Genomic DNA, 26861 nt, shown 5'->3' with positions numbered 1-26861 from the left:
CGTGACGACCATCTACAACTTCTCCGCCGGCCCGGCCGTACTGCCGAAAGAGGTGCTGCAGCAGGCCGCCGCCGAAATGCTGGACTGGCAAGGCAGCGGCATGTCCGTGATGGAAATGAGCCACCGCGGCCCCGAGTTCATCTCGATCTACCGCGCCGCCGAGAGCGACCTGCGCGAGCTGCTGGCCGTGCCCGACAATTACCGCATCCTGTTCATGCAGGGGGGCGGGCTGTCGCAGAATGCCGTGATTCCGATGAACCTGGTCGGCAGGAAGGGCCCGGACGCCACCATCGACTTCGTCCATACCGGTTCGTGGTCCGGCAAGTCGATCAAGGAAGCGGCGCGCTACGCCAAAGTCAACGTGGCGGCGTCCGCCGAGGCAAGCGGCTACACGGCCGTGCCGCCGCAGTCGGAATGGCGCTTGAGCCCGGACGCGGCCTACCTGCACCTGTGCACCAACGAGACGATCGACGGCGTCGAGATCGACTTTGCACCCGATGTGCCGGCCGGCGTGCCGATCGTGGCCGACATGTCGTCGCACATCCTGTCGCGCCAGGTCGACGTGTCCAGATACGGCCTGATCTTCGGCGGCGCGCAAAAGAACATCGGCCCGGCCGGCGTCACGGTCGTCATCGTGCGCGACGACCTGATCGGGCATGCGCTGCCCGTGTGCCCGTCCGCGTTCGATTTCAAGAACGTTGCCGGCAACGAATCGATGTACAACACGCCACCCACGTACGGCATCTACATCGCCGGCCTGGTGTTCCAGTGGCTGAAGAAGAATGGCGGCGTGGCCGCGATGGAACAACGCAATATCGAAAAAGCCAGGCTGCTGTATGCGGCACTGGATGCGGACGACTTCTACCAGAACCGTGTCGCTCCCCAATACCGTTCGCGGATGAACGTACCGTTCTACCTGCGCGACGAATCGCAGTACGAAGCTTTCCTGGCCGGCGCGAAGGCGCGCGGGCTGCTGCAGCTGAAGGGCCACAAGTCCGTCGGTGGATTGCGCGCATCGATCTACAATGCGATGCCGATCGAAGGCGTCCAGGCGCTGGTCGATTACCTGAACGAGTTTGCCGGGCGGTAGAGTATGCCAGGTGTCAGACACTGTTTTCCGGACGAATTTGCCGGGAAATGGTGTCGGACACCGGTTTTCCTGACCGAAGTCGGCTGTGCTCGAGAAAACCGGTGTCTGACACCATTTCCCATGGAAATAGTGTCAGACACCAGTCCAGCGCAAACGATCGGGCTGCACGTCCAGCAAACCATGATCACAAGCAAACCATGACAGACAAACTGAAACCGCTGCGCGACCAGATCGATGCGATCGACGCGCAGATCCTGTCCCTGCTGAACCAGCGCGCCAAGGTCGCGCAGGAAGTGGGGCACGTAAAAGCCGAAACCAACGCGCCGGTGTTCCGCCCCGAGCGCGAAGCCCAGGTGCTGCGCGGCGTGGCCGAGCGCAATCCCGGCCCGATCGGCGATAGCGAGGCGCAAACGATCTTCCGCGAGATCATGTCGGCCTGCCGCGCGCTGGAAAAGCGCGTGACCGTCGCCTACCTCGGCCCGTCCGGCACGTTCAGCGAGCAGGCCGTCTACCAGCAATTCGGCCACGCCGTCGAGGGCATGCCGTGCGCTTCCATCGATGAAGTGTTCCGCGCCACCGAGGCCGGCACCGCCGAGTTCGGCGTGGTGCCGGTGGAGAACTCGTCCGAGGGCGCCATCAACCGCACCCTCGACCTGCTGCTGCAGACGCCGCTGATCATCAGCGGCGAAGTGGCGATCGCCGTGCACCATAGCCTGATGAGCAAGACGGGCACGATGGGCGGCGTGACGGCGATCTGCGCGCATTCGCAGGCGCTGGCCCAGTGCCAGGTCTGGCTCAACGAGCACTATCCGCACGTGGAACGGCGCGCCGTCGCATCGAACGCCGAGGCGGCGCGGCTGGCCAGCCTCGATCCTTCGGTGGCCGCGATCGCCAGCGAGATCGCCGGCACGCAGTACAACCTGGGCATCGTCAACAGCCACATCCAGGACGATCCGCACAACCGTACCCGCTTCGTCGTCGTTGGCCAGCTGCAGCCGGGTCCATCCGGCAGCGACCGCACGTCGCTGGTGCTGGCCGTGCCGAACAAGGCCGGCGCCGTATACCAGCTGCTGGCCCCGCTGGCCAAGCATGGCGTGTCGATGACGCGCTTCGAATCCCGGCCCGCGCGCGTGGGCACGTGGGAGTACTATTTTTATGTCGACATCGAAGGGCACGTGCAGAACCCGGCCGTGACGCTGGCGCTTGCCGAACTGAAGAGCAACGCCGCCTTCTTCAAGGTGCTGGGCTCCTACCCGACCAGCCTGAACTGAATCCATCGAAAGAATACCCATGTCCAAGCAATTCGGTCCTGAATACGTCCGCGCGATCGCTCCCTACCAGGCAGGCAAGCCCATCTCCGAAGTGGCGCGCGAGTTCGGCCTCGACGAAGCCGGCATCGTCAAGCTGGCCTCCAACGAAAATCCGTTCGGCGTGCCCGAGTCCGCCAAGCAGGCGATGGCCCGGGCCGCCGCCGACCTGGGCCGCTATCCCGACGCCAACGGCTTCGAACTGAAACAGGCGCTGTCGCAGCGCTACGACGTGCCGATGGAGTGGATCACGCTCGGCAACGGCTCCAACGACATCCTGGAAATCGCCGCCCACGCGTTCGTGGAAAAGGGCCAGTCGATCGTCTACGCCCAGTATTCGTTCGCCGTGTACGCGCTGGCCACCCAGGGCGTCGGCGCGCGGCACATCGTCGTTCCCGCGAAGGATCATGGCCACGATCTCGACGCCATGCTCGACGCGATCGAGGAAGACACGCGCCTGGTGTTCATCGCCAACCCGAACAACCCGACCGGCACGTTCGTGCCGGGCGCCGAGATCGAAGCGTTCCTGCAGAAGGTGCCGCAGAACGTGGTCGTGGTGCTGGACGAGGCGTACAACGAGTTCCTGGCCGAGGAAAACCAGTACGAATCGGCCGCCTGGGTGCGCCAGTATCCGAACCTGCTGGTGTCGCGTACGTTCTCGAAGGCCTATGGCCTGGCCGGCCTGCGCGTGGGCTTCGCGCTGGCGCAGCCGCAACTGACGGACCTGATGAACCGCATCCGCCAGCCGTTCAACGTCAATTCGCTGGCGCAGGCCGCCGCGATCGCAGCGCTGAACGATGCCGAATTCCTGGCCAAGAGCGCGCGCAACAATGCCGCCGGCTACCGCCAGTTCGTCGAGGCGTTCGAGGAGATGGGCTTGCAGTACGTGCCGTCCTACGGCAACTTCGTGCTGGTCAAGGTCGGCGACGACCTGGGCGCCGGCGCCCGCGTCAACCTGGCACTGCTGAAGCAGGGCGTCATCGTGCGCCCGGTGGGCAACTACGGCCTGCCGCAGTGGCTGCGTATTTCCATCGGCCTGCCGCAGGAAAACGCGGTGCTGATCGCGGCACTGCAAAAAGCGCTGGGTGAAGGCCTTGCTGAATAAACTCGTCATCTATGGCGTCGGCCTGATCGGCGGCTCGTTCGCGCGCGCCCTGAAGGCGGCCGGCGCCGTGCGGCACGTGGTCGGCATCGACCGCTCCGAGGCATCGGTGCGGCGCGCGCTGGAGCTGGGCATCATCGACGAAGCTGCCACTGAGCCGGAATCGGAAGCCGCGGCGATTCGCGGTGCCGATCTGGTCGTGCTGGCCACGCCCGTCGCGCAGACCGGCCGCATCCTGCAAGGGCTGCTGCCGCACCTGGATGCGCACACCATCGTCACCGACTGCGGCAGCACCAAGGCCGATGTCGTCGCCGCGGCGCGCGCCGTGCTGGGCGGGCGCATCGGCCAGTTCGTGCCGGGCCACCCGATCGCCGGGCGCGAAACCAACGGGCCCGATGCGGCGATCGCGGATCTCTACATCGGCAAGAAATTCGTCGTCACCGCGCTGGCCGAGAATGCGCCGGAAGCGGTCGAGCGCGTGACCGGCGCCTGGCGGGCCTGCGGGGCGATCATCCATCGCCTCGCCCCGGAAGAGCACGACAAGGTGTTCGCCTCCGTCAGCCACCTGCCGCACCTGCTGGCCTACGCGCTGGTCGATGACATCGCCGGCAAGCCGCACGCCGGCCTGCTGTTCCAGTATGCCGCCAGCGGCTTCCGCGATTTCACGCGCATCGCCGGCTCGTCGCCCGAGATGTGGCGCGACATCAGCCTGGCCAACCAGGCCGCGCTGCTGGCGGAACTGGATGCGTACATGGCGCAACTGGTGCACCTGCGCGAACGCCTGGCGGCAGGCGACGGCGCCACCCTCGAAGCCGTGTACGGCAATGCGCAGCGCGCGCGCCGGCAATGGATCGAGACGATCGAGGCGGCCGAAGCGCCAGCCCCGAAAGACACTGCTGAATGATTTACACGAACTAAAAGGATATACATCATGGCAGAACTGAACCACCCGCCGTTCATCGACCTGAAGCCGGTGATGCACGTGGAAGGCGTCGTCCGCCTGCCGGGCTCCAAAAGCATTTCCAATCGCATTCTCCTGCTGGCCGCGCTGGCCGAAGGCGAAACCAAGATCGTCGACCTGCTCGATTCCGACGACACGCAGGTGATGCTGGCCGCGCTGCGCGCGCTGGGCGTGGAGTGGAAAGAGGAGCCCCAGGAGGCCGTCAACGGCACTGCGCGCACGATCCACCGCGTGCAGGGCGCCAACGGCAGCTTCCCGAACCGCCAGGCCGACCTGTTCATGGGCAATGCCGGCACCGCGATCCGCCCGCTGACGGCGGCGCTGGCCGTGATCGGCGGCGACTACAAGGTCAGCGGCGTGCCGCGCATGCACGAGCGCCCGATCGGCGACCTGGTCGACGCGCTGAACGCCGTCGGCGCCAATATCGAATACACCGGCAACGCGGGCTTCCCGCCGCTGCACATTCGCGATGGCCAGTTCAACACGAACAGGCTGTCGGTACGCGGCAACGTATCGAGCCAGTTCCTGACCGCGCTGCTGATGGTCGCGCCGCTGATGGCGCATTCCCATGCGGTGACGATCGAGGTCGAGGGCGAACTGATCTCGAAGCCGTACATCGAGATCACGCTGAACCTGATGCGCCGCTTCGGGGTGACGGTCGACCAGGACGAATGGCAGTCGTTCACGATCCCCTCCGGCCAGCGCTACCAGAGCCCTGGCAACATCCACGTGGAAGGCGATGCATCGTCGGCTTCGTACTTCATGGCCGCCGGCGCCATTGCCGGCGGGCCGGTGCGCGTCGAAGGCGTGGGCCGCGATTCTATCCAGGGCGACGTGCGCTTCGTGCACGCGCTGCAGCAGATGGGCGCGCAGATCACGATGGGCGACAACTGGATCGAAGCGAAGTCCAGCGGCCCGCTGCAGCCGATCGACGCCGACTTCAACCACATTCCGGACGCCGCGATGACGATCGCGATCGCCGCCCTGTACGCCGAGGGCACCAGCACGCTGCGCAACATCGCCAGCTGGCGCGTGAAGGAAACCGACCGCATCGCCGCCATGGCCACCGAGCTGCGCAAGCTGGGCGCCGAGGTGGAGGAGGGCGCCGATTACCTGAAGGTGACGCCGCCGAAGGTGCTGTCCGCCGCCACGATCGATACCTACGACGACCACCGGATGGCGATGTGCTTCTCGCTGGCCTCGCTGGACGGCGCAGCCCGGCGCGGAGCCGACGTGCGCATCAACGACCCGAAATGCGTGGCCAAGACCTTCCCCGACTACTTCACCGCGTTCGCCGGCATCGCGCACGACGCCAAGTATTGAAGCCACACCGGTGTCCGACACCGATACCCCCGGTGTCCGACACCGGTCGTTCGGACACCGGTTTTTCCATGCGCACCACGGCTCCCGAGCGGGTTAAAATCCGCCTCATGCCTATCTCCCACATTCCCGTCATCACGATCGACGGCCCCACCGCTTCCGGCAAGGGGACCGTTGCCCATAAAGTCGCCGATAAACTCGGTTTCCACCTGCTCGATTCCGGGGCGCTGTACCGGCTGACGGCGCTGCAGGCGCTGCGCCGCGGCACGCCGCTGACCGACGAGCATGCGCTGGCCAAGCTGGCCGAGCATCTCCACATCCATTTTTCGGGCGACGCGATCTTCCTGTCGAACGAGAACGTGAGCGATGCGATCCGTGCCGAAGAAGTCGGCAATACGGCATCGAAGATCGCCGCCTTGCCCGCCGTGCGCCAGGCGCTGTATGGCCTGCAGCTGGGCTTTCGCAAGGCGCCGGGCCTGGTGGCCGATGGCCGCGACATGGGCACGGTAATCTTTCCACATGCGCAATTAAAAGTATTCCTCACTGCAAGTGTGGAAGCTCGCGCGGATCGCCGCCATAAGCAATTGATCGGCAAAGGAATTTCTGCTAATATGGACGACCTCCTGATGGATTTGAAAGCGCGCGACGACCGGGATACGCACCGGGCCATCGCACCTCTCGTCCCTGCAGAGGGGGCGCATGTGCTCGATACCTCGAACATGACGGTGGAAGCCGCCGTAGAACAGGTGCTGGGATGGTATGCGGCCGTCGGGAAATAGGTGTTGCAGAGCTGCTGTGTCGATGCTCTGTCGAATCTGCAACGTGTTCTAACCCTCAACCCAGTTGAAGTCGCGTCCGGCGAGCCTTACTGGATAACCTGGAATTAATTAAATGGAAAGTTTCGCAGCCCTCTTCGAAGAGTCCCTGTCGCGTCAAGACATGCGCTCTGGCGAAGTGATCTCCGCTGAAGTCGTGCGTCTGGATCACAACTTCGTGATCGTTAACGCCGGCCTGAAATCGGAAGCTTTCATCCCCGTTGAAGAATTCAAGAATGACCAGGGCGAACTGGAAGTCAAAGTAGGCGACTTCGTTTCCGTGGCCATCGAATCGCTGGAAAATGGTTTCGGCGATACCATCCTGTCGCGCGACAAGGCCAAGCGCCTGGCATCGTGGCTGGCGCTGGAAAAAGCCATGGAATCGGGCGAGATCGTCACCGGTACCGTGAATGGCAAAGTCAAGGGCGGCCTGACCGTTCTGACCAACGGCATCCGCGCCTTCCTGCCGGGTTCGCTGGTCGACACCCGTCCGGTCAAGGACACCACCCCGTTCGAAGGCAAGACCCTCGAATTCAAGGTCATCAAGCTGGACCGCAAGCGTAACAACGTCGTGCTGTCGCGCCGCGCCGTCATCGAAGCATCGATGGGCGAAGAGCGCCAGAAGCTGATGGAAACGCTGAAAGAAGGCACGGTCGTGACCGGCGTCGTGAAGAACATCACCGACTACGGCGCGTTCGTGGACCTGGGCGGCATCGACGGCCTGCTGCACATCACCGACCTGGCATGGCGCCGCGTGCGTCACCCGTCGGAAGTGCTGACGGTTGGCCAGGAAATCACCGCCAAAGTGCTGAAGTACGATCAGGAAAAGAATCGTGTTTCGCTGGGCGTGAAGCAGCTGGGCGACGATCCTTGGACCGGCCTGTCGCGTCGTTACCCGCAAGGCACCCGCCTGTTCGGTAAAGTGACGAACCTGACCGACTACGGCGCGTTCGTGGAAGTGGAACAGGGCATCGAAGGCCTGGTTCACGTTTCCGAAATGGACTGGACCAACAAGAACGTGGCCCCGAACAAGGTCGTGCAGCTGGGCGACGAAGTCGAAGTCATGGTTCTGGAGATCGACGAAGAGCGTCGCCGTATCTCGCTGGGCATGAAGCAGTGCAAGGCCAATCCTTGGGACGACTTCGGCGTCACCCACAAGAAGGGCGACAAAGTGCGCGGCGCGATCAAGTCGATCACCGACTTCGGCGTGTTCATCGGCCTGGCTGGCAACATCGACGGCCTGGTGCACCTGTCCGACCTGTCGTGGACCGAGTCCGGCGAAGAAGCCGTGCGCAAGTTCAAGAAGGGCGACGAGCTGGAAGCCGTGGTCCTGGCAATCGACGTCGAGCGCGAGCGCGTCTCCCTGGGCGTGAAGCAGCTGGAAGGCGACCCGTTCAACAACTTCGCAGCCCTGAACGACAAGGGTTCGCTGGTTACCGGCACCGTGAAATCGGTGGAGCCGAAAGGCGCCGTGATCCAGCTGAACGAAGAAGTCGAAGGCTACCTGCGCGCTTCCGAAATCTCCCGCGATCGCGTGGAAGATGCCGGCACGCACATGAAGGTGGGCGACAAGGTCGAAGCACTGGTCATCAACATCGACCGCAAGGCACGCAGCATCCAGCTGTCCATCAAGGCCAAGGACAATGCTGACACCGCCGAGCAGATGCAGAAGATCGCTTCCGACAGCAACGCCGCATCGGGCACCACCAGCCTGGGCGCACTGCTGAAGGCCAAGTTCGATAACAAGAACTAAGCAGAACTAAGCAAGAAGTAATTTTCACTGACTTTTTCTGGAACGCAGATGACCAAGTCCGAACTGATCAACCGCCTGGCTGAGCGTTATTCTCAGCTGGTGGCCAAGGATGCGGAGTATGCCGTGAAGACCATTCTCGACGCGATGACCGGTGCCCTGTCGGCCGGCCAGCGCATCGAGATCCGGGGCTTCGGCAGCTTTGCCCTGAACAGCCGGCCACCACGCATCGGCCGCAATCCGAAGTCCGGCGACAAGGTGATGGTGCCCGAAAAGCGGGTACCTCATTTCAAGCCGGGCAAGCAGTTGCGCGAGCGGGTGGACGCGATGGTCGGGCAACCGATCATCGAGGATTGAAGTCTCTGCTTACAGATGGTCGAAAAAAAGGGTGGGCGCAAGCCCGCCCTTTTTTTTTACGCTGAAAAGTTGTAATGTCCGGCATGAGTGAAAAACGGGAACGCTAAAAGCATGAAAATCATTTCCACTATTGTCGGCATCGTGCTGTTCATCCTGTTCTTCGGCTTTGCCCTGAAAAACACGCAGGAAGTCGACCTGCACCTGTTCCTCAATTACGAACTGCGCGGCCCCCTGGTGCTGCTGCTGCTGGCCTTCTTCGCGGCCGGCGCCGCCCTCGGCGTGCTGGCGCTGACCCCGTCGATCGTTCGCCAGCGCCGCGAGGCGACGCGGCAAAAGACCATGATCCTCACGCTGCAAAGCGCCGCGCTGCAGGTCAACCGCGCACCGGACAACGTCAACGCGCAGCAATAAGCGTCCGGCTCAAACAAGAAAAAACACGCACACATGGAATTCGAACTCTGGTGGTTACTGGGCATCCCGGCATTCTTCGGCCTGGGCTGGATTGCCGCGCGCGTCGACATCCGGCAACTGGTATCGGAATCGCGCACGCTGCCGCGCGGCTATTTCAAGGGCCTGAATTACCTGCTGAACGACCAGCCGGACAAGGCGGTCGATTCCTTCATCGACATCGTCAAGCAGGACCCCGAATCGACCGAGCTGCACTTCGCGCTCGGCAACCTGTTCCGCCGCCGCGGCGAGACCGAGCGGGCGATCCGCATCCACCAGAACCTGCTGTCGCGTCCCGACCTGCCGGCCGACGAGCGCGCCCATGCGGAATATGAGCTGGGCCAGGATTACCTGAAGGCTGGCCTGCTGGACCGCGCCGAGGAAACCTACACGCGCCTGCTGGACACGTCGTATGCCGTGCAGGGCCGCCGCGCCCTGCTGGAAATCTACCAGCGCGAGAAGGAATGGCATCGCGCGATCGAAGCGGCGCACGCGCTGCAGGAAGCCGGCGCCGGTTCGCGCCAGAAGGAAATCGCGCAGTTCTACTGCGAGCTGGCGCAGGATGCGCTGGTGCACATGCATCCCGACGATGCGATGCCGCTGCTGGAGAGTGCGCTGCATGCCGACCGCACCAGCGTGCGCGCCACGATCCTGTGCGGCGACGTGCACATGGCGAAGGGCGATGCGGAAGGCGCGCTGGCCATGTGGCGCCGCGTGGAGCAGCAAAGCGTGCCGCACGTGGCTCTCGTGGCGCAGCGCATCATGGACGGCTACCGGAAAGTGGGCCGCCCGGAGGAAGGCCTGTCGCTGTTGAAATCGTACCTGCAGCAGGCTTCGTCGATCGACCTGCTCGAAGTGGTCTTCAAGGCCGTGCTCGACCTGGAAGGCGTGGAGGCGGCGCGCAACCTCGTCGCCGACGAACTGCGCCGCACGCCCACCTTGCTGGGACTCGACAAATTCCTCGAAGCGCGCATGCTGGACGCGTCGCCAACCGTGCTGGCCGAGCTGTCGCTGGTGCAGAACCTGGTGCACGGCTATACGCAGAAGCTGGCGCGCTACCAGTGCAGCCACTGCGGCTTCAAGGCGCGCCAGTTCTACTGGCATTGCCCTGGCTGCAGCCGGTGGGAAACCTACCCGCCGCGCCGCACCGAAGAACTCAATGTGATGAACTAACACCGAAGTCCGGGACTGTGGATCAGCAGGGGGCCGTCCCCGCATGGGACTGACCCCGCTTTGCACCCGGGCGCCGAAAGAAACTACCGTGACCCTTACCCCCTACACCTCTCCCGCCCTCGACAAGGTCCGCCTGCTCGTCGTCGGCGACGTCATGCTCGACCGCTACTGGTTCGGCGAAGTCGCCCGCATCTCGCCCGAAGCGCCGGTCCCGATCGTGCGCGTCGAAAAGCGCGAAGCACGGCTGGGCGGCGCCGCCAACGTGGCACGCAATGCCGCCGCGCTGGGCGCGCGCGCCGGGCTGCTGGGCGTCGTCGGCGACGACGAAGCAGGCACCGAAGTCGAACGGTTGCTGGCCGGCGGCGGCATCCACAGCTACCTGAAGCGCGACGAAGCGATTTCCACGATCATCAAGCTGCGCGTGATCGGCCGCCAGCAGCAGATGCTGCGCATCGATTTCGAGGAGCCGCCCAGCGACGTGGTCCTGCGCGACAAGCTGCTGCAATACCGCGCGCTGCTGCCGGATCACGACGTGATCGTGCTGTCGGATTACGCCAAGGGCAGCCTGGTCAACGTGACGGACATGATCATGGCGGCCCGCGCCGCCGACAAGATCGTGATGGTCGACCCGAAAGGCGACGACTTCACGCGCTACACGGGCGCCACCGTGCTGACGCCGAACAAGGGCGAGCTGAAACGCATCGTCGGCAGCTGGAACAGCGAGGAACAGCTGACCGAGAAGGCGCAGAACCTGCGCGAATCGCTGCTGCTGGAAGCGCTGCTGCTGACCCGCTCGGAAGAGGGGATGACGCTGTACACGAAGGACCAGCGTTTCCACATCCCGGCCGATGCGCGCGAAGTGTTCGACGTGTCCGGCGCCGGCGACACGGTGATCGCCACGATGGCCGCCATGCTGGGCGCCGGTGCCGGCTGGCAGGAAGCGGTACAGACGGCGAACCGCGCCGGCGGCATTGTCGTCGGCAAGCTGGGCACCGCCACCGTCACGCGCGAAGAACTGTTCGGCGCCTGACGGGGCAGGGGGCAAGGCCATGGGCGCGAAGTTCCGCGCATCGCCGAGCCCGCTGACCGGCAGCAACGGCGCGCGGTATCGCCCTTTGCTTATTACTTCAGCCCGCTAACCTGTGTCGGGACGCAGCCGCGTCGCCACCAACTCTCAAGGAGGACACACCATGCTGAAGAAACTGTTGCTCGCCATTGCCGCCGTCGTCGCCACGATGGGCATCGCGTTTGCCCAGGTCGACGTCAACAAGGCCGACCAGGCCGCGCTCGATTCGGTCAAGGGCATCGGCCCGGCCAAGTCGAAGGCGATCCTGGACGAGCGGGCAAAGGGCGAATTCAAGGACTGGGCCGATTTCGAACAGCGCGTGAAGGGCGTCGGCGAGAAAAATGCGCTGAAGCTTTCCGAGGCAGGATTGCAGATCAACGGCAAATCGCGCGATGGCGCCGCGGTCAAGGTGGCGGAAGCAAAGAAGTAAGCGACAAGGAAATCATCTCGTGAGCATCGCGCAGCCCGGACCCGCGTCCGGGCTTTTTTTCGTCATCGCGGGGCAGCGACGGAGGCGCTGTATGCAGATTGAGGCTGGCGGCATGGCGGCGCTTCCTCCGCCCTCTACAATAAGTAAATAAAATAGTTTATTTATCCGCCGGGCGGGCGTATAGTCATGTCATTCCTTCCAGGAGACCACGATGCCCGCCAGTGCCATTTCCTCCGCCTGCTCGGCCCTGCTGGCCGACGCCCGTTGCCACGGTCCGCTGTACGGCCCGGGCTTTTCCAACCACCTGCCGATGGCGCTGATCGCGCTGGACCGGATGCAGGCACCGCCCGCGGTACTCGAACGGTTCGCCGCCGAACACCGCAAGCGGCTGCAGCCCGCCGGCGCTGCCGAGCCGGTTGCCGATCCGCTCGCATGGCTGGGGCGGCACAGCAACTACGCCGGGCTGGAACGGTTCTTTGCCGCTGCCGTCGATGCCGATGGCGAAGAGGCCGTGCTGCGCCACTGGCTGCCGGTACTGATGCCGGGCCTGGCCGCCGCCGGCTTCCACGCGATGATCCGGCTGGCCTATGCGCTGGAAGCACGCCATCGCGGCGAGCTGTGTGCGGCGCTGGCGTTCTGGGTGCTGGCGTACAAGCCGGTGCCGGTGCCGGCTGGTCGTACCGATGAAGCGATCGATGCCATCGCGGCGCGCATCGCCGCGGCAACCGGCGACGGCAGCGGGGCGGGGCCGACCATCGGCTCGCGCATGGCCGCCGTCGAGCGGAACCCGGCGCTGGCCGGCGCGCAGCCGGCAACGCTGGCCTTGCGCGACGTGGCCGCGTTCGCACTGGGCGCCTTCCATGCCAGCGCCGATTTCATGCTGCTGCATACGGTCACCGCGTGCCACGCCTTCCGTTCAGTGGCTGGCTACGTGGAAGAAGAGGAAGCGGCGCTGCGCCAGCTGTGGCAGGCGGTACTGGTGGCATGGCTGGCGGCGGAGCGCACGGGCCGCGCGGCGGTGCCGACCCGGGCCGGCTGGAACGAGATCGAAGCATCCGCCATCCAGTCGCCGGACGACCATGTGATCAAGCTGTGCTACACGGCGCGCGCCGAACATGCCGAATACGGCGATGCCCGCTACCTGGAGATCGCTGCCCGCGCCGTGGAGCCCTGGTAGAAGACCGGGCAGGCAGGCCGTTGGGTCAATGCGTGGCCAGCGGCAGGTTGGCCAGGAACGCGTGGATCTGCGACACCACTTGGGCGCCTTCGCCCACGCCGGCCGCCACGCGCTTCGTGGAACCGGCGCGCACGTCGCCGATCGCGAACACCCCGGGCACGCTGGTTTCCAGGGCCGCCCGCTGCGGCTGGTCCTTCGGGTAGATGCCCTGGTCGAAGTTGGCGCGGCACTGTGCTTTCGTCACGTCGTGCCCGGTGCGGATGAAGCCTTGCGGGTCGACGTCCACGCCGCAATCGCCCAGCCAGTCGGTGTTCGGGTCGGCGCCGATGAACAGGAAGACGCGGCAGACGTTCGAATCGCGCTCTTCGCCGGTGCGGTTGTTGCGCAGCCGGACGCCTTTCAGGCCATCCTCGTCGCCCTCCAGCCCGACAATCTCCGTGTGTGCGTGCAGTTCGATGTTCGCCGTGGCGTGGATCCGCTCGATCAGGTAGGTGGACATCGTCGCCTTCAGGCCTTCGCCGCGGATCACCATGTGTACCCGCTTCGCATGGCCGGACAGGAACACGGCCGCCTGGCCCGCGGAATTGCCGCCGCCGACCAGGATCACCTCCTCGCTCTGGCACAGGTTGGCCTCGATGCGCGACGCCCAATAATAGATGCCGCGGCCCTCGAACTGGGCGATATTGTCCAGCGCCGGACGGCGGTAGCGGGCGCCGCACGACAGCACCACGGTACGGCCCTTCATCCGCTTGCCCTCGGCAAGCTGTACCTCGAGCGGGTAGGTATCGCAGATCAACCGGGTCGTGGGTGCCGGAATGGCCAGCTCCACGCCGAACTTCTGCGCCTGCACGAATGCGCGGCCGGCCAGCGCGCCGCCCGAGATCCCGGTGGGGAAGCCAAGGTAATTTTCGATGCGGGCACTGGCCGCCGCCTGTCCGCCATAGGCGCGCTGCTCCAGCGCCAGCACCGACAAGCCTTCCGAACCGGCATACACGGCCGTCGCCAGCCCGGCCGGGCCGGCACCGACGACGATCACGTCCCACACCTTGTCCTCGTCCAGGTCGGGCAGCAGGCCGAGGCAGCGCCCCATGTCCGCATTGCTCGGGTTTTTCTTCACGCTGCCGTCCGGGCACACCACCAGCGGCCAGTCGTCCGGGCCCGGCTGGTAGTACTCGCACAGGCTGCGCGCCTGCTCGTCCTCCTTCGGGTCGAGCACCGTGTGCGGATACGCATTACTGGCCAGGAAGCTGCGCAGCTGGTGCAGCCGCCCATGGCCGGCGGGCGCCACCAGCACCGGGCCGCCCGAATTCGCTTCCAGCAGGCCCACGCGGCGCAGGATCAGCGCGCGTACGATGCGTTCGCCCAGTTCGGCCTCGGCGATCACCAGCGCGCGCAGGCTTTCCGGTGGAATCACCAGCGCTTCCACGTCGCCCACGGCATAGGCGTTGACGAGGGTGGGGCGCCCGGCCAGCTGCGACACCTCGCCGGTGAATTCGCCGCGGCCATGTTCCGTGATCGGCCAGGAATTGCCCAGGCCATCGTAACGGCTGATGGCAATGCGGCCGGCCAGCGTGACGATCAGGCCGAACGTGGTGTGGCCCGCTTCCAGGATGCGCACGCCGTTGTGGTAGGTGCGCACGGTGCCGAAGCGCTGCAGCTTCTTCATTTCCGCTTCGGACAGCGTGGGGAACATCTGGTAGCGCCGCGATTCGAGGTTCTGCGATACCGGCGGTACGGCCTCGTCGCGGTTTGCCTCGAGCACGAATTGGTTCGGAGTCAGCTGCATGTTCGCCATGGCGGTTTCCTGCGTGGGTTGCTGTGGGGTGGCTGGCCGCCAGTGTAGCCGATCATCGGCCGCCGCAGGGCTGCCGGGGCGCCCGGTATCCCGTTCGGCAGATGTCGCGCCGCGCCGACACGATGGGTGCGCACAAAATAAACTCTTTGCATGACGAAATGTAAACGGTTACATTCTTGCAAGCGACCCCGGCCCTGCAATCCCTGCACGGCCGCTTTTTTCGGCAGGCGATGTAACCGGTTACATCAGGCAAGAAAGGAGATCAGGCGGCAATGGCGGTGACGATCAAGGACGTGGCGCAGGCGGCAAACGTGTCGGTGGCATCCGTGTCGCGCGTCCTCAACGGCCACGCCACGGTCACCGAGGAAACCCGCGCCCACATCCTGGCCATCATGAAGCAGCTGCGCTATGTGCCGCACGTGGGCGCGCGCAGCCTGTCCACCAGTCTCACCAGCACGGTCGGCGTGCTGTTGCCGGACCTGTACGGCGAATACTTTTCCGAGATGATCCGCGGCATCGATGGCGCGGCACGCAGCCGCGGCCTGCACCTGCTGGTAGCCAGCCTGCATGGCGGCGCCGACGAAGCGGCCACCGCGCTCCGCACGATGCGCGGCCGCGTCGATGGCCTGCTGGTGATGTCGCCGCACGCCGATGCCGCCTTCCTGTCCGATAACCTGCCCGAGCGGCTGCCCATCGTGCTGCTCAACAGCGGCGCCGGCGGCGGTTCGTATGCGTCCGTCTCGATCGATAATTACAGCGCAGCGTACGCGATGGTCGAACACCTCACCGCCTGCGGCCACCGCAGCATCGGCTTCATTTCCGGCCCTGCCGCCAATTTCGAGGCGCAGGAACGGCTGCGCGGCTATCGCGCCGCGCTGGCCGCGCTGCTGCCGGAGGCGCGCGAAGAGGTCCACGAGGGCGACTTCACCGAGGAGGCGGGTGCCCGCGTGGGTGCCGCGCTGGCGCGCAGGATGGCAGGCAAGAAGCGGCCGCCCCGGGCGCTGTTTGCCGCCAACGACATGATGGCGATCGGCGCCCGGCTGGCGCTGCAGGATGCCGGCGTGGACGTGCCGGGCGATATCGCGCTCGCCGGCTTCGACGATATCCCCGTGGCGCGCTACGTGACACCCGCGCTGACCACCGTGCGCGTGCCGATCGCCGGCATGGGCGCGCGGGCACTGGACCGGCTGGCCGGTCTGATCGGCTGCAGGAGTGACGTCAATAACGGCAACAGCAGCGGCGCCGCCGAAACGCTCGATGCGCAGCTCGTCGTGCGCGCCTCCAGCGGCCCGCTTGTACCGAATGCACCGGATGCATCGCACAGGATTCTACAAAAAGGAGACGGATCATGAAGAGCACTTCCCTCCACACGCTGCGCCTGTCGGCGATGGCCGCGGCGCTGGCCTCGGCCCTGCTGGCGTCCGCGCCCGCCACGGCGCAACTGTCCTCCGCCACCTTGCGCGGCCAGGTCACCGCGGCCGGCACGGCCAGCCCGGCCGGCACGGCCATCACGGCAACCAACCAGGCCAACGGCTACACCTACCGCACGGCCACGCGCGGCGACGGCAGCTATGTGCTGACCGGCCTGCCGCCGGGCTCGTACCAGATCCAGGTGGGCGGCCAGGCCACCGAGACGGTCACGCTGGCGGTCGGCCAGACCAGCACGCTGGACCTGAACACGGCGGCGGCCACGGGCGCCCAGCCGCAGCGCATCGTCATCACCGGTTCGGCCGCGCGGCGCGATGTCGTCACCTCCGAAGTCGGCACCTCGGTCTCGCGCGAGCAGATCGAGCGGCTGCCGCAGGTGACCCGCAACTTCCTGTCGTTCGCCGATCTCGCGCCGGGCGTGCGCTTCGACGTCGACCAGTCCGGCAACGTGACGCTGCGCAGCGGCGCGCAGAACCAGGACAACGTCAACGTGTTCATCGATGGCGTCAGCCAGAAGAACAACATCCTGCGCGGCGGCGTGTCGGGCCTCGATTCGAGCCGCGGCAATCCGTTCCCGCAGTCGGCGATCGCCGAATACAAGGTGATCTCGCAGAACTACAAGGCCGAGTTCGACCAGGTGTCGAGCGCCGCGATCACGGCCGTCACCAAGTCCGGCACCAACGAGCTGCATGGCGACGTGTTCTGGGACCACACCGGCACCAACGTGACGGCGATGGACCCGTTCCAGAAGAAGGCGGAGCGGCAGGGCATCGGCCGGCCCGATTCCAAGCAGGACCAGTTCGGCCTGACGCTGGGCGGCCCGATCAAAAAGGATGTCGCCCACTTCTTCCTCGCGTACGAAGGCAAGAAGATCGACGACCCGCGCCAGATCCTGCTGCAGAACCAGAACCTGCTGCCGAACGCCGGCGTGGTGCCGTCGCTGCTGGCGCTGCAGGGCGCGACCACGTCGAAGTTCGACGAAGACCTGTTCCTCGGCAAGCTGAATGCGCGCATCTCGGACGAGCACGAGCTGGAAGCCACCGTGCGGGTGCGGCGCGAAACCGACCTGGTGCCGGAAGACAAGCTGCTCAGCCTGCCCGGCAACGAGGTCGCGCGCGACAACAATGAAGACCGATTCGACGTGAAGCACACGTGGACCACCGACAATTTCGTCAACGAAGCCCGCATCGGCTACGAAAAATACACGTGGAATCCCCATTCGTCGGCCACTGAGCCGTACACCATGTACCTGGTCTCGCCCACCAACACGCCGGACAACGTGGTCAGGGTGGCGATCGCCGGCGGCTCGCCGAATGCCCAGTTCCGCGAGCAGAAGGGCATGCTGCTGCAGGACGACCTGACCTGGACCGGCCTGGACAAGCATACGATCAAGGGCGGCTTCAAGGTCAAGTGGATGGAATACGACCTGTCCGGCACGGCGCGCGCCGTCGACATGTTCGAACAGCTGATCGACAACACCACCGGCGTGCCGCGCGTGACGAAGACCGACCCGGCGATCCCGCCGATCGGCGTAAACTTCAAGAACACCCAATACGGCCTTTACCTGCAGGACGACTGGCAGGCCACGCCGCAGCTGGAACTGAACCTGGGCCTGCGCTACGACTACGAGAACAACATGCTGAACGACGGCTATGCGACGCCGGCCGACCGCGTGGCGATCTTCGGGCGGCAGGATCCGCGGGAGGGCGCGCCGGCCGGCCAGACCTATGCGCAGTCGCTGGCCAAGGGCGGCGTCGACATCGCCAACTACATCAGCAGCGGCAACAGCCGCAAGGCGTTCAAGGATGCCTGGCAGCCGCGCGTGGGCTTTTCGTACGACCTGTACGGCGACCGCAGTTCCGTGATCTTCGGCGGCTGGGGCCGCGCCTATGACCGCGCTGTGGCGAATTATGCACTCGACGAACTGCAGAAGAACGCCCAGCCGGGCGGCGAGATCTGGATGATCCGCAACGATCACAAGGCGCCGTACACCGACCAGTTCAGCTTCGGCGTGCGCCAGGCGCTGGGCATCTGGAACGGCGAAGCGGGCTATACGAACTCGCGCAGCCGCAACCAGTTCAACTGGTTCGGCGGCAACCGCGATCCGCAGGGCGGCTGGGGCACCCAGAGCCCGATCGACCCGCTGTGGGGCTCGGTGCCCGGCTACGGCACGCTGATCCTGGGCGACTTCATCAGCCAGGCGCGCACCGAGACCGTGTACTTCAAGCTGGACAAGCCGTACTCGCGCGCCTCGCGCTGGAGCCTGTCGGCCACCTACACGTACAGCGACGCGCAGACCACCAACAAGGAGTGGAAGAACGACATCTTCAACTGGACCTACGGCCGCTACCCGGGCCAGTGGAATCCATCGGCGGACGTGGAAAAGCACCGCCTCGTGGTGGCCGGCACGTCCGGCGACCTGCTGCCGTGGGGCCTGCTGTTGTCGGGCAAGGCCACGTTCGGCTCGGGCCTGCCGTACCGCATGACCGACTGCCACCTGGGCCCCAACAACTGCGTGTCGATCCAGGGCGCGCACGACAACTTCAAGCAAATCGACATCGGCCTCGCCAAGGACATCGCGTTCCGCTTCGGCGCGCTGACCCTGCGGGCCGACGTGATCAACCTGTTCAACAGCATCAACTACGGCGGCTACGACGGCTGGGTGGGCCAGGCCGGCACGGCCAACCGCTATGGCGGCGACAACCCGAACGTCACGCTGGCCAATTCGATGGGCGGGCCGATGCGCACGCTGAAGCTGTCGGCACGCTACGCGTTCTGAGGAGGAACGATGCGCCGCCCATTCGCCGCGCTGGCGCTGGCCAGCGTGCTTGCCGCGCCCGCGGGCGCCGTCAATACCCTGCCGCCGCTGTTCGACGACCTGCAGGAGCGCACCTTCCGCTTCTTCTGGGAGACCGCGAACCCGGCCAACGGACTGGTGCCCGACCGCCATCCGACGCCCTCGTTTTCCAGCGTGGCCGCCGTCGGCTTCGGGCTGACGGCGTACCCGATCGGTGTCGAGCGGGGCTACATCACGCGGGCCCAGGCGCGCGAGCGCACGCTGGCCACGCTGCGCTTCTTCCGCAACGCGCCGCAGGGCGACGCCAGGACGGGGATGGCCGGCCACAAGGGCTTCTTCTACCACTTCCTCGACATGCAGACCGGCCAGCGCTACGGCAATGTGGAACTGTCGACGATCGACACGGCGCTGTTCCTGGCCGGCGCGCTGTTCGCGCAATCCTACTTCGACCGCGAGGAGGCGGAAGAAGTCGAAATTCGCCGGCTGGCCGCCGAGATCTATGCACGCGTCGACTGGAAGTGGGCCGCGGCCAATGCGCCGGCCGTGTCGCTGGGCTGGCGCCCGGAAGAGGGCTTCATCCAGTACGACTGGAAGGGCTACAACGAAGCGATGCTGCTGTACGTGCTGGCGCTGGGGTCGCCCAGGCCGGAACACGCGCTGGGGCCTGAAGCGTGGAAGGCGTGGACCAGCACCTACGAACGCAGCTGGGCCGCGCCGCCGTATGGCGCCGAGTCCCAGCCGCACCTGACGTTCCCGTCGCTGTTCGTGCACCAGTACAGCCACGTGTGGATCGACTTCCGGGGCATCCGCGACGACTACATGCGCAAGGTGAACGAAAAATACAAGGGTTTCGACTACTTTGAAAACAGCCGCCGCGCTACCTACGCGCAGCGCGACTACGCGATCGCCAACCCGCTGCAGTGCAGGGGCTACGGCGGCGACGCGTGGGGCCTGACGGCCAGCGACGGTCCGGTCGACAAGACCTTCGCATGGCAGGGACAGCGAATTCCGTTCCGTAGCTACGCGGCGCGCGGCATGGGCGGCTTGCAGCATTACGACGACTGCACGCTGGCGCCGACCGCCGTGGCGGGCGCGCTGCCGTTCGCGCCGGAAATCACGATCCCCGCCGTGGTGGCGATGAAGGAGCGCTACGGCGACTTCATCTACGGCCGCTACGGCTTCCTCGATGCGTTCAATCCCAGCTTCACGTTCGACACGCAGCTCCAGCACGGCAAGATGGTGCCGGGCAAGGGCTGGGTGGCCGGCGACTATCTCGGCATCGACCAGGGCCCGATCCTGGCGATGACGGAAAACCACCGCAACGAATTCGTCTGGCGCGTGATGCGCACCAATCCCGCCATCCGCACGGGCCTGATCCGTGCCGGCTTCACGGGCGGGTGGCTGAGCAAGTGAAAGGACCAGTGAATGGACCAGTGAACGAAGGCCGCCGTACCGCGTTGCGCGGCCTGATGGCCGCGGGCATGGCCGCCGGCCTGCCGGCGTGCACGCGCACGGCCGGCGATGGCGCCACGGTACTGAAATTCTGGGCGATGGGGCGCGAGGGCGAAGTGGTCGCCGCGCTGATTCCCGAATTCGAGCGCCAGCACCCGGGGGTGAAAGTGGCCGTGCAGCAGTTGCCGTGGACCGCCGCGCATGAAAAGCTGCTGACGGCGTTTGCCGGCGATGCGATGCCGGACCTGTTCCAGCTTGGTAATACGTGGGTGGCCGAACTGGCGGCACTGAAGGCCATCGAGCCGCTCGATGCGCGGGTGGCCGCTTCGCCCACGCTGGACCCGCGGGACTACTTCGCGGGCATCTGGCAGACCAACGTGATCGATGGCCGGCTGTACGGCGTGCCGTGGTACGTCGACACCCGCGTGATGTTCTATAACCGCGAGCTGCTGAAGCGCGCAGGTTATGCGCGCATGCCGGCCACGTGGGAGGGCTGGATGGCGGCGATGCGCGCCGTGAAAAAGATCGTGGGTCCGGACAAGTACGTGATCCTGCTGCCGCACGAGGAATTCGCGCCGCTGCTGGTGCTCGCGCTGCAGCAGCCGGAAGAGCTGCTGCGCGACGGCGGCCGCTACGGCAACTTCCGCAGTGCGTCGTTCCGCCGCGCGCTGCAACTGTATGCGGACATGTACCGCGAGGGGCTGGCGCCGATGGAGCGGGTGTCGAACATCTACCACGAGTTCAGCACCGAGTACGTGTCGTTCTACATTTCCGGCCCGTGGAATATCGGCGAATTCCGCCGCCGCGTGGCGCCGGACCGGCAGCATACATGGGCGACCGCGCTGATGCCCGGGCCGCATGGCCCCGCCGCATCGCTGGCCGGCGGTGCCAGCCTGGCGGTGGCCAGCAGCTCGCCCCACAAGGAAGCGGCGTGGCAGCTGGTCGAATACCTGTCGCAGGTGGACACCGCCGCGAAGTTCAACGCGCTGACCGGCAACCTGCCGCCGCGCCGCGCCAACTGGAGCGATCCGCGCCTGGCCGGCGATCCGCCGGCACGGGCATTCCGGGCGCAGCTGGAAAACGTGCGCCCGGAGCCGCGTGTGCCGGAATGGGAAAGCATCCTGGCCGAGCTGCGCGTCATGGGCGAACGGGTGGCGCACGGCGACATCGGCGTGGACGCCGCCGCCGCCGCGCTCGATGCAACGACCGACCGCATCCTGGAAAAGCGGCGCTGGATGCTGGCCCGGGAGGCGCGGCCATGAACGTGCAAAAGGCGGCATGGTGCTTCGTGGCGCCGGCGCTGCTGGCGATTGGCGTGTTCTTCTTCCTGCCGGTGGCCGCCGCGCTGGCGATGAGCCTGACCGATTTCGACATCTATGCGCTGGCCGATCTCGGAAACCTGCGCTTCGTCGGCCTGCGCAACTACATCGAACTGCTGCAAACGCCGCTGTTCTGGCGCGCGCTGGGCAATACGTTCTACTTTGTGATCGTCGGCGTGCCGCTGTCGATCGCCGCGTCGCTGGGCGCGGCACTGTTGCTGAACTCGCGCGTCACGGTGCTGAAGGGCCTGTTCCGCACCGCTTATTTCGCACCGGTGGTGACGTCGCTGGTCGCCGTCGCCGTCATCTGGCGCTACGTGCTGCACACCCGCTACGGCATGCTGAACTATGCGCTGTCGTGGTTCGGCATTGTGCCAATCAATGAGCCCGTGGACTGGCTGGGCGATCCGGACTGGGCGATGCCGGCCATCATCCTGTTCGCCGTCTGGAAGAACTTCGGCTACAACATGATCATCCTGCTGGCCGGCCTGCAGAGCATCCCGTCGGACCTGTACGAAGCGGCCGACCTGGATGGCGCCGGCACGTGGTCGAAGTTCCGCTGGGTCACGTGGCCGATGCTGGGCCCCACGCTGCTGATGGTCAGCATCCTGTCGATGTCCGGCTACTTCCAGCTGTTTGCCGAACCGTATGTGATGACGCAGGGCGGTCCCGTGCAAAGTACCGTCAGCGTGCTGTACTTCATGTACGAGCAGGGCTTCAAGTGGTGGAACCTGGGCGTGGCATCGGCGGTGGCCTTCGTGCTGTTCGCGATCATGTTCACCATTACGCTGCTGCAGCTGCGCGTGGCCAGGGGGATCGACGCATGAAGAAGCTCCTGCTCAATGGCGTAATGGTGCTGGCCGGCCTGCTGGCCGTGTTCCCGCTGGTGTGGATGGTATCCGTGTCGCTGATGCGGCCCGGCGAAGCCAGCGCCTTCCCGCCGCCGCTGCTGCCGGCCGAGGCCACGCTGGCGAACTACCGGGAACTGTTCGCCCATGCCGGCATCGGGCGCTACCTGTTCAACAGCCTGCTGCTGTCCAGCGGCGCCACGCTGCTGTCGCTGATGTTCAACGTCAGTGCCGGCTATGCGTTCGCCAAGCTGCGCTTCGCGGGGCGCGAGCGCATCTTCCGCACGCTGCTCGGCGCCCTGGTCGTCCCCGCCCAGGTGGCGATGCTGCCGCTCTTCCTGCTTTTGAAGCAGCTGGGCCTCGTCAACACGTATGGCGCCGTGCTGGTCCCTGCGCTGGCCTCCGTGTTCGGCATCTTCCTGGTGCGCCAGTACGCGCTGACGATTCCCGACGCGCTGCTCGAAGCGGCGCGCATGGACGGGGCGGGCGAGTGGCGCATCTTCCGCTCGATCGTGCTGCCGCTGCTGGCGCCGATCCTCGTGACACTGGCGATCTTCACCTTCCTCGGCACATGGAACGACTTCATGTGGCCGCTGATCGTGCTGACCGACAAGGAGCTGTATACGCTGCCGGTGGCGCTGGCCTCGCTGTCGCGCGAGCACGTGCAGGACAACGAACTGATGATGGCCGGTTCCGTGCTGACCATCGCGCCGGTGCTGCTGCTGTTCCTGGGCTTGCAGCGCTACTACATCCAGGGTCTGCTGGTGGGGAGCGTGAAGGGATGAGGACATCGATTGGGGCAAGGAGGTTGGTAACTGCGTTGGCAACCGCGCTGGCAACTGCGCTGATGCCGGCGCTGGCGGGGGCACAGCAGCTTCTCGACGGCTTCGAGACGCTGCAACCATGGCAGGCGCAAGCGTCCGATGGCGTGTCCGCCACGGCGGCTTCCGTGCCCGGGTTCAGCGGCCAGGCGCTGCGCCTCGACTTCGACTTTGCCGGCAAGGGTGGCTACGCGTTTGCGCGCCGCGCGCTGCCGCTGGACCTGCCCGACAACTACGAGATCTCGTTCATGGTCAAGGCCGAGGCGCCCAGCAACCATCTGGAGTTCAAGCTGACCGACGCTTCCGGCGACAACGTGTGGTGGTACCGGCTGCCCGACTACGTCTTTCCCGGCGACTGGAAGCAGGTGCGCTTCAAGAAGCGGCAGGTGGCCTTTGCGTGGGGACCGGCGAAGGACCGCACGCTGCGGCGCGCGGACCGGATCGAATTCGTCGTCAGCGCCGGCAGCGGCGGCAAGGGCGCCATCTTCATCGACGAGCTGGCGCTGCGGGCGTTGCCGCCGCCGCCCTCCACGTGGCCAATTCCACGCGCGGAGGCCAGCGCATCGGACGCCCCGGCCGCGCTGGCGGTGGACGGCAGGCGCGATACGGCCTGGATCGGCGGCGCCGGCCGGCAGCAACTGACGGTGGACCTGGGCGCGGTGCGCGAGTTCGGCGGCCTGGTGCTGCACTGGCGGCCGGGGCGCCATGCCAGCCGCTACGATGTGGCGCTGTCCACGGACGGGCAGGTGTGGCAGGCCGTGCGCAGCGTCCGCGACGGCAACGGCGGCAGCGATGCGCTGCTGCTGGCGGAGTCGGAAGCGCGCTATATCCGGCTGCTGCTGCAGGGCGGCCCGGCGGAAAGCTACGCGCTGGCGGAAATGGAACTGAAGGATCTCGCCTTCGGCGCCGCGCCGAACGATTTCATCGACGCACTGGCCGCCGCCGCGCCGAAGGGTCACTATCCGCGCGGCTTCTCCGGCCAGCAGCCGTATTGGACGCTGGTGGGCGTCGACGGCGGCGCGCGCCACAGCGCCTTGCTGTCCGAGGATGGCGCGATCGAACCGGCGCGCGCCAGCCCGGCGCTGGAACCGTTCGTGCTGGCCGGCGGAAAAATGCACGGCTGGGCCGATGCCGAGGTGACGCAATCGCTGCGGGACGGTTACCTGCCGATCCCGTCGGTGCACTGGCGCACGGCCGGCTGGACGCTGACGACGACCGCGGCGGCGGCCGGCACGCCCGAGTCGTCGCAACTGCTGGCCCGCTACGAATTGCGCAACCTGCAGGACGTGCCGCAGGCAATGGAGCTGGTGCTGGCCGCGCGGCCGTTCCAGGTCAATGCGCCACGCCAGTTCCTCAACACGCCGGGCGGCTTCGCGCCGATCCGCGACATCGCATGGGATGGCGGCGCGCTGGCCGTCGGCACCCGGTGCTTCATCCCGCTGCGCGCGCCCGATGCGGTGGCGCTGTCGTCGTTCGATGCGGGCCTGCTGCCGTATGAGGAGCGCGGCGAAGGTGCCCTTGGCGCCCGCGCCGTGCGCGACGACACCGGCATGGCCTCGGGCGCGCTGCGCTGGAAAGTGCAATTGCCGGCGCGCGGCAGTGCCGTGATCGGCATGCTGGTACCACTGTCGAGCCCGTGTCCCGGTGCCAGGCACGGTGACACGGGCTCAGCCATGGATATTGCCTGGCTGGACCGCGCGATGGTGGAGGTGGCCGACACGTGGCGCGCCCGCCTGAACCAGGTGGAATTGCAGGTGCCGCCGGCGGGGCAGCACATGGCGGACACGCTGCGCTCGTCGCTGGCGCATATCCTGATGACGCGCGACGGCGCCGCGATCCAGCCCGGCACGCGCTCCTACCTGCGCTCGTGGATCCGCGACGGCGCGATGATGTCCGAGGCGCTGCTGCGCATGGGCCTGCCGGAGATCGCCGCCGATTACCTGCGCTGGTATGCGCCGTACCAGTTCGACAACGGCAAGGTGCCGTGCTGCGTCGACCACCGGGGCGCCGACCCGGTACCGGAAAACGACAGCCAGGGCGAGCTGATCTTCCTGGCCGCAGAGCTGTACCGCTACACGCGCGACAGGGCGGCGCTGCGGGCCGCCTGGCCGCGGGTGGCGGCAGCCGCGCGCTACATGGAAACGCTGCGCCAGTCCGAGCGTACCGCGGCCCAACAGGGCACGCCGCTGTACGGCCTGATGCCGGCCTCGATCAGCCACGAGGGCTACTCGGAAAAGCCGATGCACTCGTACTGGGACGATTTCTGGGCGCTGCGCGGCTACAAGGATGCGGTGACGATCGCCGAGGCGCTGGGCCGGCGGGCCGACGCGCGCCGGCTGGCGCGGCAGCGCGACGAATTCCACCGCGACCTGTACGCCTCGCTGGCCGCCGCCACGCGGCAGCACGGCATCGATTACCTGCCCGGCGCGGCCGAACTGGGTGACTTCGATCCGACCTCGACGACGATCGCCCTGACCCCGGGCGGCGAACAGCAGCGCATGCCGCGCAGGCTGCTCGAGAACACCTATCGCCGGTACTGGGATTTCTTCACTGCTCGGCGCAGCGGCAGCAAGCCGTGGGAAGACTACACGCCGTACGAGCTGCGCAACGTCAGCGCGTTCGTGCGGCTGGGCTGGCGCGACAGGGCGCACGAACTGCTGGATTACTTCTATGCCGACCAGCGCCCGCGCGCGTGGAACCAGTGGGCCGAAGTGGTCGGCCGCGAGCCGCGCAAGCCGCGCTTCCTGGGCGACATGCCGCATGGCTGGATCTCGTCCGATTTCATGCGCGCCGCGCTGGACGCGTTCGCCTATGAACGCGAACCGGAACATGCGCTGCTGCTGGCCGAAGGCATTCCGGCCGCGTGGCTCAATGGCGACGGCATCGCCATCCGCGGCCTGCGCACGCCGTACGGAGCGCTCAGCTACCGCCTGCGCCGCGCCGATGGGCAACTGGCCTTGCACGTCGAGGCCGGGCTGGCGATTCCCCCGGGCGGCATCGTGCTGCGCTGGCCGTTTGCCGGCCAGCCGGGTGCTGCGCGGCTGAACGGCAGGCCGGTGCCGCTTGCCGGCGGCGCCGTCACGATCCGCAAGCTGCCGGCCACTGTCACCATCCAGTTTCCAACCGAGGCACTGACGCAATGAGCGATGCAATGAAGGATGCAATGAGCGGCACCATGAGTGCAAGGATGAACGCAACAATGAACGCAAGAAAGCGCGCAACAATGAGCAAACCCGCCCGGCCTTCCGCCAGCCGCCATACGTGCGCCGCCGTCGCCACCCACCGGTGCGCGAATGGACTCGCGGCCGAGCAGGGCGTCAACGCGCGTGGCGACATGGTATGGTCGCTGCCGTATGCGAACATGGCCGCCGCCCGTCGTGCCGGCCTGAACGACAAGGAGTGAGAA

22 protein-coding genes are annotated in these 26861 nt (G+C 66.3%); 21 read left to right on the top strand and 1 reads right to left on the bottom strand.

The genetic code is table 11. From position 1 onward, the window contains the following. Position 1 precedes the first annotated feature (1 nt). The 13 genes from serC to FHS02_RS20455 all read left to right on the top strand — a co-directional run bounded on the left by serC (position 2) and on the right by FHS02_RS20455 (position 12995). Positions 2–1090 (top strand): 3-phosphoserine/phosphohydroxythreonine transaminase, encoded by a 1089-nt coding sequence (gene serC / locus FHS02_RS20515; RefSeq protein WP_137316566.1) that lies wholly within the window; start codon positions 2–4, stop codon positions 1088–1090. Positions 1091–1287: 197 nt separating this feature from the next. Beyond that, positions 1288–2361, top strand: a complete 1074-nt coding sequence (pheA, locus tag FHS02_RS20510; RefSeq protein ID WP_137316567.1) for a prephenate dehydratase — start codon at positions 1288–1290, stop codon at positions 2359–2361. Between the two features lie 19 nt (positions 2362–2380). After that, on the top strand, positions 2381–3502 hold the full coding sequence (gene hisC / locus FHS02_RS20505; RefSeq protein ID WP_137316568.1) for a histidinol-phosphate transaminase: 1122 nt from the start codon (positions 2381–2383) through the stop codon (positions 3500–3502). Then, entirely contained in the window at positions 3492–4403 is a 912-nt protein-coding gene (locus FHS02_RS20500; RefSeq protein ID WP_175424928.1) for a prephenate dehydrogenase, read from the top strand. The genes hisC and FHS02_RS20500 overlap by 11 nt, the downstream gene beginning before the upstream one ends. A gap of 27 nt (positions 4404–4430) precedes the next feature. Then, entirely contained in the window at positions 4431–5783 is a 1353-nt protein-coding gene (aroA, locus tag FHS02_RS20495; RefSeq protein ID WP_137316569.1) for a 3-phosphoshikimate 1-carboxyvinyltransferase, read from the top strand. A gap of 107 nt (positions 5784–5890) precedes the next feature. Then, entirely contained in the window at positions 5891–6559 is a 669-nt protein-coding gene (gene cmk, locus FHS02_RS20490) for a (d)CMP kinase (RefSeq protein WP_137317720.1), read from the top strand. A 112-nt stretch (positions 6560–6671) separates the two neighbouring features. Further along, complete coding sequence (gene rpsA / locus FHS02_RS20485) at positions 6672–8348, top strand: 30S ribosomal protein S1 (RefSeq protein WP_137316570.1); 1677 nt, start codon at positions 6672–6674, stop codon at positions 8346–8348. 48 nt (positions 8349–8396) lie between these two features. Then, positions 8397–8702: an integration host factor subunit beta gene (locus tag FHS02_RS20480; RefSeq protein ID WP_130185742.1), complete on the top strand. Its 306-nt coding sequence runs from the start codon at positions 8397–8399 to the stop codon at positions 8700–8702. Positions 8703–8813: 111 nt separating this feature from the next. Further along, on the top strand, positions 8814–9113 hold the full coding sequence (locus FHS02_RS20475; RefSeq protein WP_137316571.1) for a lipopolysaccharide assembly protein LapA domain-containing protein: 300 nt from the start codon (positions 8814–8816) through the stop codon (positions 9111–9113). Positions 9114–9146: 33 nt separating this feature from the next. Continuing rightward, positions 9147–10322, top strand: a complete 1176-nt coding sequence (lapB, locus tag FHS02_RS20470; RefSeq protein WP_137316572.1) for a lipopolysaccharide assembly protein LapB — start codon at positions 9147–9149, stop codon at positions 10320–10322. A 43-nt stretch (positions 10323–10365) separates the two neighbouring features. Further along, complete coding sequence (rfaE1, locus tag FHS02_RS20465) at positions 10366–11352, top strand: D-glycero-beta-D-manno-heptose-7-phosphate kinase (protein ID WP_137316573.1); 987 nt, start codon at positions 10366–10368, stop codon at positions 11350–11352. A gap of 160 nt (positions 11353–11512) precedes the next feature. Then, on the top strand, positions 11513–11818 hold the full coding sequence (locus FHS02_RS20460; protein WP_137316574.1) for a ComEA family DNA-binding protein: 306 nt from the start codon (positions 11513–11515) through the stop codon (positions 11816–11818). A gap of 211 nt (positions 11819–12029) precedes the next feature. Continuing rightward, positions 12030–12995 carry a questin oxidase family protein gene (locus tag FHS02_RS20455; protein WP_137316575.1) on the top strand — a complete coding sequence of 322 codons (966 nt, stop codon included), beginning with the start codon at positions 12030–12032 and terminating at the stop codon, positions 12993–12995. A 25-nt stretch (positions 12996–13020) separates the two neighbouring features. Here FHS02_RS20455 and FHS02_RS20450 read toward each other — a convergent pair whose 3' ends face one another. Further along, entirely contained in the window at positions 13021–14781 is a 1761-nt protein-coding gene (locus tag FHS02_RS20450) for an FAD-dependent oxidoreductase (RefSeq protein ID WP_371861490.1), read from the bottom strand. A 281-nt stretch (positions 14782–15062) separates the two neighbouring features. Between FHS02_RS20450 and FHS02_RS20445 the strand changes: the two genes are divergently transcribed. The 8 genes from FHS02_RS20445 to FHS02_RS20410 all read left to right on the top strand — a co-directional run bounded on the left by FHS02_RS20445 (position 15063) and on the right by FHS02_RS20410 (position 26858). Beyond that, positions 15063–16142, top strand: coding sequence for a LacI family DNA-binding transcriptional regulator (locus FHS02_RS20445; protein ID WP_137316577.1), 1080 nt, complete (start codon positions 15063–15065; stop codon positions 16140–16142). Then, positions 16139–18997, top strand: a complete 2859-nt coding sequence (locus FHS02_RS20440) for a TonB-dependent receptor (RefSeq protein ID WP_137316578.1) — start codon at positions 16139–16141, stop codon at positions 18995–18997. Before FHS02_RS20445 ends, FHS02_RS20440 begins: the two co-directional genes overlap by 4 nt. 9 nt (positions 18998–19006) lie before the next feature. Beyond that, positions 19007–20428, top strand: a complete 1422-nt coding sequence (locus FHS02_RS20435; RefSeq protein WP_137316579.1) for a glucoamylase family protein — start codon at positions 19007–19009, stop codon at positions 20426–20428. A 20-nt stretch (positions 20429–20448) separates the two neighbouring features. Then, positions 20449–21729: a sugar ABC transporter substrate-binding protein gene (locus FHS02_RS20430; protein WP_137316580.1), complete on the top strand. Its 1281-nt coding sequence runs from the start codon at positions 20449–20451 to the stop codon at positions 21727–21729. Next, on the top strand, positions 21726–22613 hold the full coding sequence (locus FHS02_RS20425) for a carbohydrate ABC transporter permease (protein ID WP_137316581.1): 888 nt from the start codon (positions 21726–21728) through the stop codon (positions 22611–22613). Before FHS02_RS20430 ends, FHS02_RS20425 begins: the two co-directional genes overlap by 4 nt. Beyond that, a complete protein-coding gene (locus FHS02_RS20420) occupies positions 22610–23419 on the top strand; it encodes a carbohydrate ABC transporter permease (protein ID WP_137316582.1) in 810 nt (269 codons plus the stop codon). The genes FHS02_RS20425 and FHS02_RS20420 overlap by 4 nt, the downstream gene beginning before the upstream one ends. Before the next feature lie 35 nt (positions 23420–23454). After that, positions 23455–26598, top strand: a complete 3144-nt coding sequence (locus tag FHS02_RS20415) for a discoidin domain-containing protein (protein WP_217496862.1) — start codon at positions 23455–23457, stop codon at positions 26596–26598. An 80-nt stretch (positions 26599–26678) separates the two neighbouring features. Then, on the top strand, positions 26679–26858 hold the full coding sequence (locus FHS02_RS20410) for a hypothetical protein (RefSeq protein WP_137316584.1): 180 nt from the start codon (positions 26679–26681) through the stop codon (positions 26856–26858). The last annotated feature ends 3 nt before the right edge of the window (positions 26859–26861 follow it).

It is taken from the genome of Pseudoduganella umbonata (assembly GCF_014192225.1).
Classification (GTDB): domain Bacteria; phylum Pseudomonadota; class Gammaproteobacteria; order Burkholderiales; family Burkholderiaceae_D; genus Rugamonas; species Rugamonas umbonata.
The sequence above is the reverse complement of the archived record's forward strand: the minus strand, read 5'-3'. Positions and strand labels throughout refer to the sequence as shown.

What these genes read in the sequence shown, in the direction of transcription:
- pheA (WP_137316567.1), top strand. Translation starts at nt 1,288, where the DNA reads ATGACAGACAAACTGAAACCGCTGCGCGACCAGATCGATGCGATCGAC.
- hisC (WP_137316568.1), top strand. Translation starts at nt 2,381, where the DNA reads ATGTCCAAGCAATTCGGTCCTGAATACGTCCGCGCGATCGCTCCCTAC.
- aroA (WP_137316569.1), top strand. Translation starts at nt 4,431, where the DNA reads ATGGCAGAACTGAACCACCCGCCGTTCATCGACCTGAAGCCGGTGATG.
- cmk (WP_137317720.1), top strand. Translation starts at nt 5,891, where the DNA reads ATGCCTATCTCCCACATTCCCGTCATCACGATCGACGGCCCCACCGCT.
- rpsA (WP_137316570.1), top strand. Translation starts at nt 6,672, where the DNA reads ATGGAAAGTTTCGCAGCCCTCTTCGAAGAGTCCCTGTCGCGTCAAGAC.
- FHS02_RS20480 (WP_130185742.1), top strand. Translation starts at nt 8,397, where the DNA reads ATGACCAAGTCCGAACTGATCAACCGCCTGGCTGAGCGTTATTCTCAG.
- FHS02_RS20475 (WP_137316571.1), top strand. Translation starts at nt 8,814, where the DNA reads ATGAAAATCATTTCCACTATTGTCGGCATCGTGCTGTTCATCCTGTTC.
- lapB (WP_137316572.1), top strand. Translation starts at nt 9,147, where the DNA reads ATGGAATTCGAACTCTGGTGGTTACTGGGCATCCCGGCATTCTTCGGC.
- rfaE1 (WP_137316573.1), top strand. Translation starts at nt 10,366, where the DNA reads ATGGGACTGACCCCGCTTTGCACCCGGGCGCCGAAAGAAACTACCGTG.
- FHS02_RS20460 (WP_137316574.1), top strand. Translation starts at nt 11,513, where the DNA reads ATGCTGAAGAAACTGTTGCTCGCCATTGCCGCCGTCGTCGCCACGATG.
- FHS02_RS20455 (WP_137316575.1), top strand. Translation starts at nt 12,030, where the DNA reads ATGCCCGCCAGTGCCATTTCCTCCGCCTGCTCGGCCCTGCTGGCCGAC.
- FHS02_RS20450 (WP_371861490.1), bottom strand. Translation starts at nt 14,781, where the DNA reads ATGCAGCTGACTCCGAACCAATTCGTGCTCGAGGCAAACCGCGACGAG.
- FHS02_RS20445 (WP_137316577.1), top strand. Translation starts at nt 15,063, where the DNA reads ATGGCGGTGACGATCAAGGACGTGGCGCAGGCGGCAAACGTGTCGGTG.
- FHS02_RS20440 (WP_137316578.1), top strand. Translation starts at nt 16,139, where the DNA reads ATGAAGAGCACTTCCCTCCACACGCTGCGCCTGTCGGCGATGGCCGCG.
- FHS02_RS20435 (WP_137316579.1), top strand. Translation starts at nt 19,007, where the DNA reads ATGCGCCGCCCATTCGCCGCGCTGGCGCTGGCCAGCGTGCTTGCCGCG.
- FHS02_RS20425 (WP_137316581.1), top strand. Translation starts at nt 21,726, where the DNA reads ATGAACGTGCAAAAGGCGGCATGGTGCTTCGTGGCGCCGGCGCTGCTG.
- FHS02_RS20420 (WP_137316582.1), top strand. Translation starts at nt 22,610, where the DNA reads ATGAAGAAGCTCCTGCTCAATGGCGTAATGGTGCTGGCCGGCCTGCTG.
- FHS02_RS20410 (WP_137316584.1), top strand. Translation starts at nt 26,679, where the DNA reads ATGAGCAAACCCGCCCGGCCTTCCGCCAGCCGCCATACGTGCGCCGCC.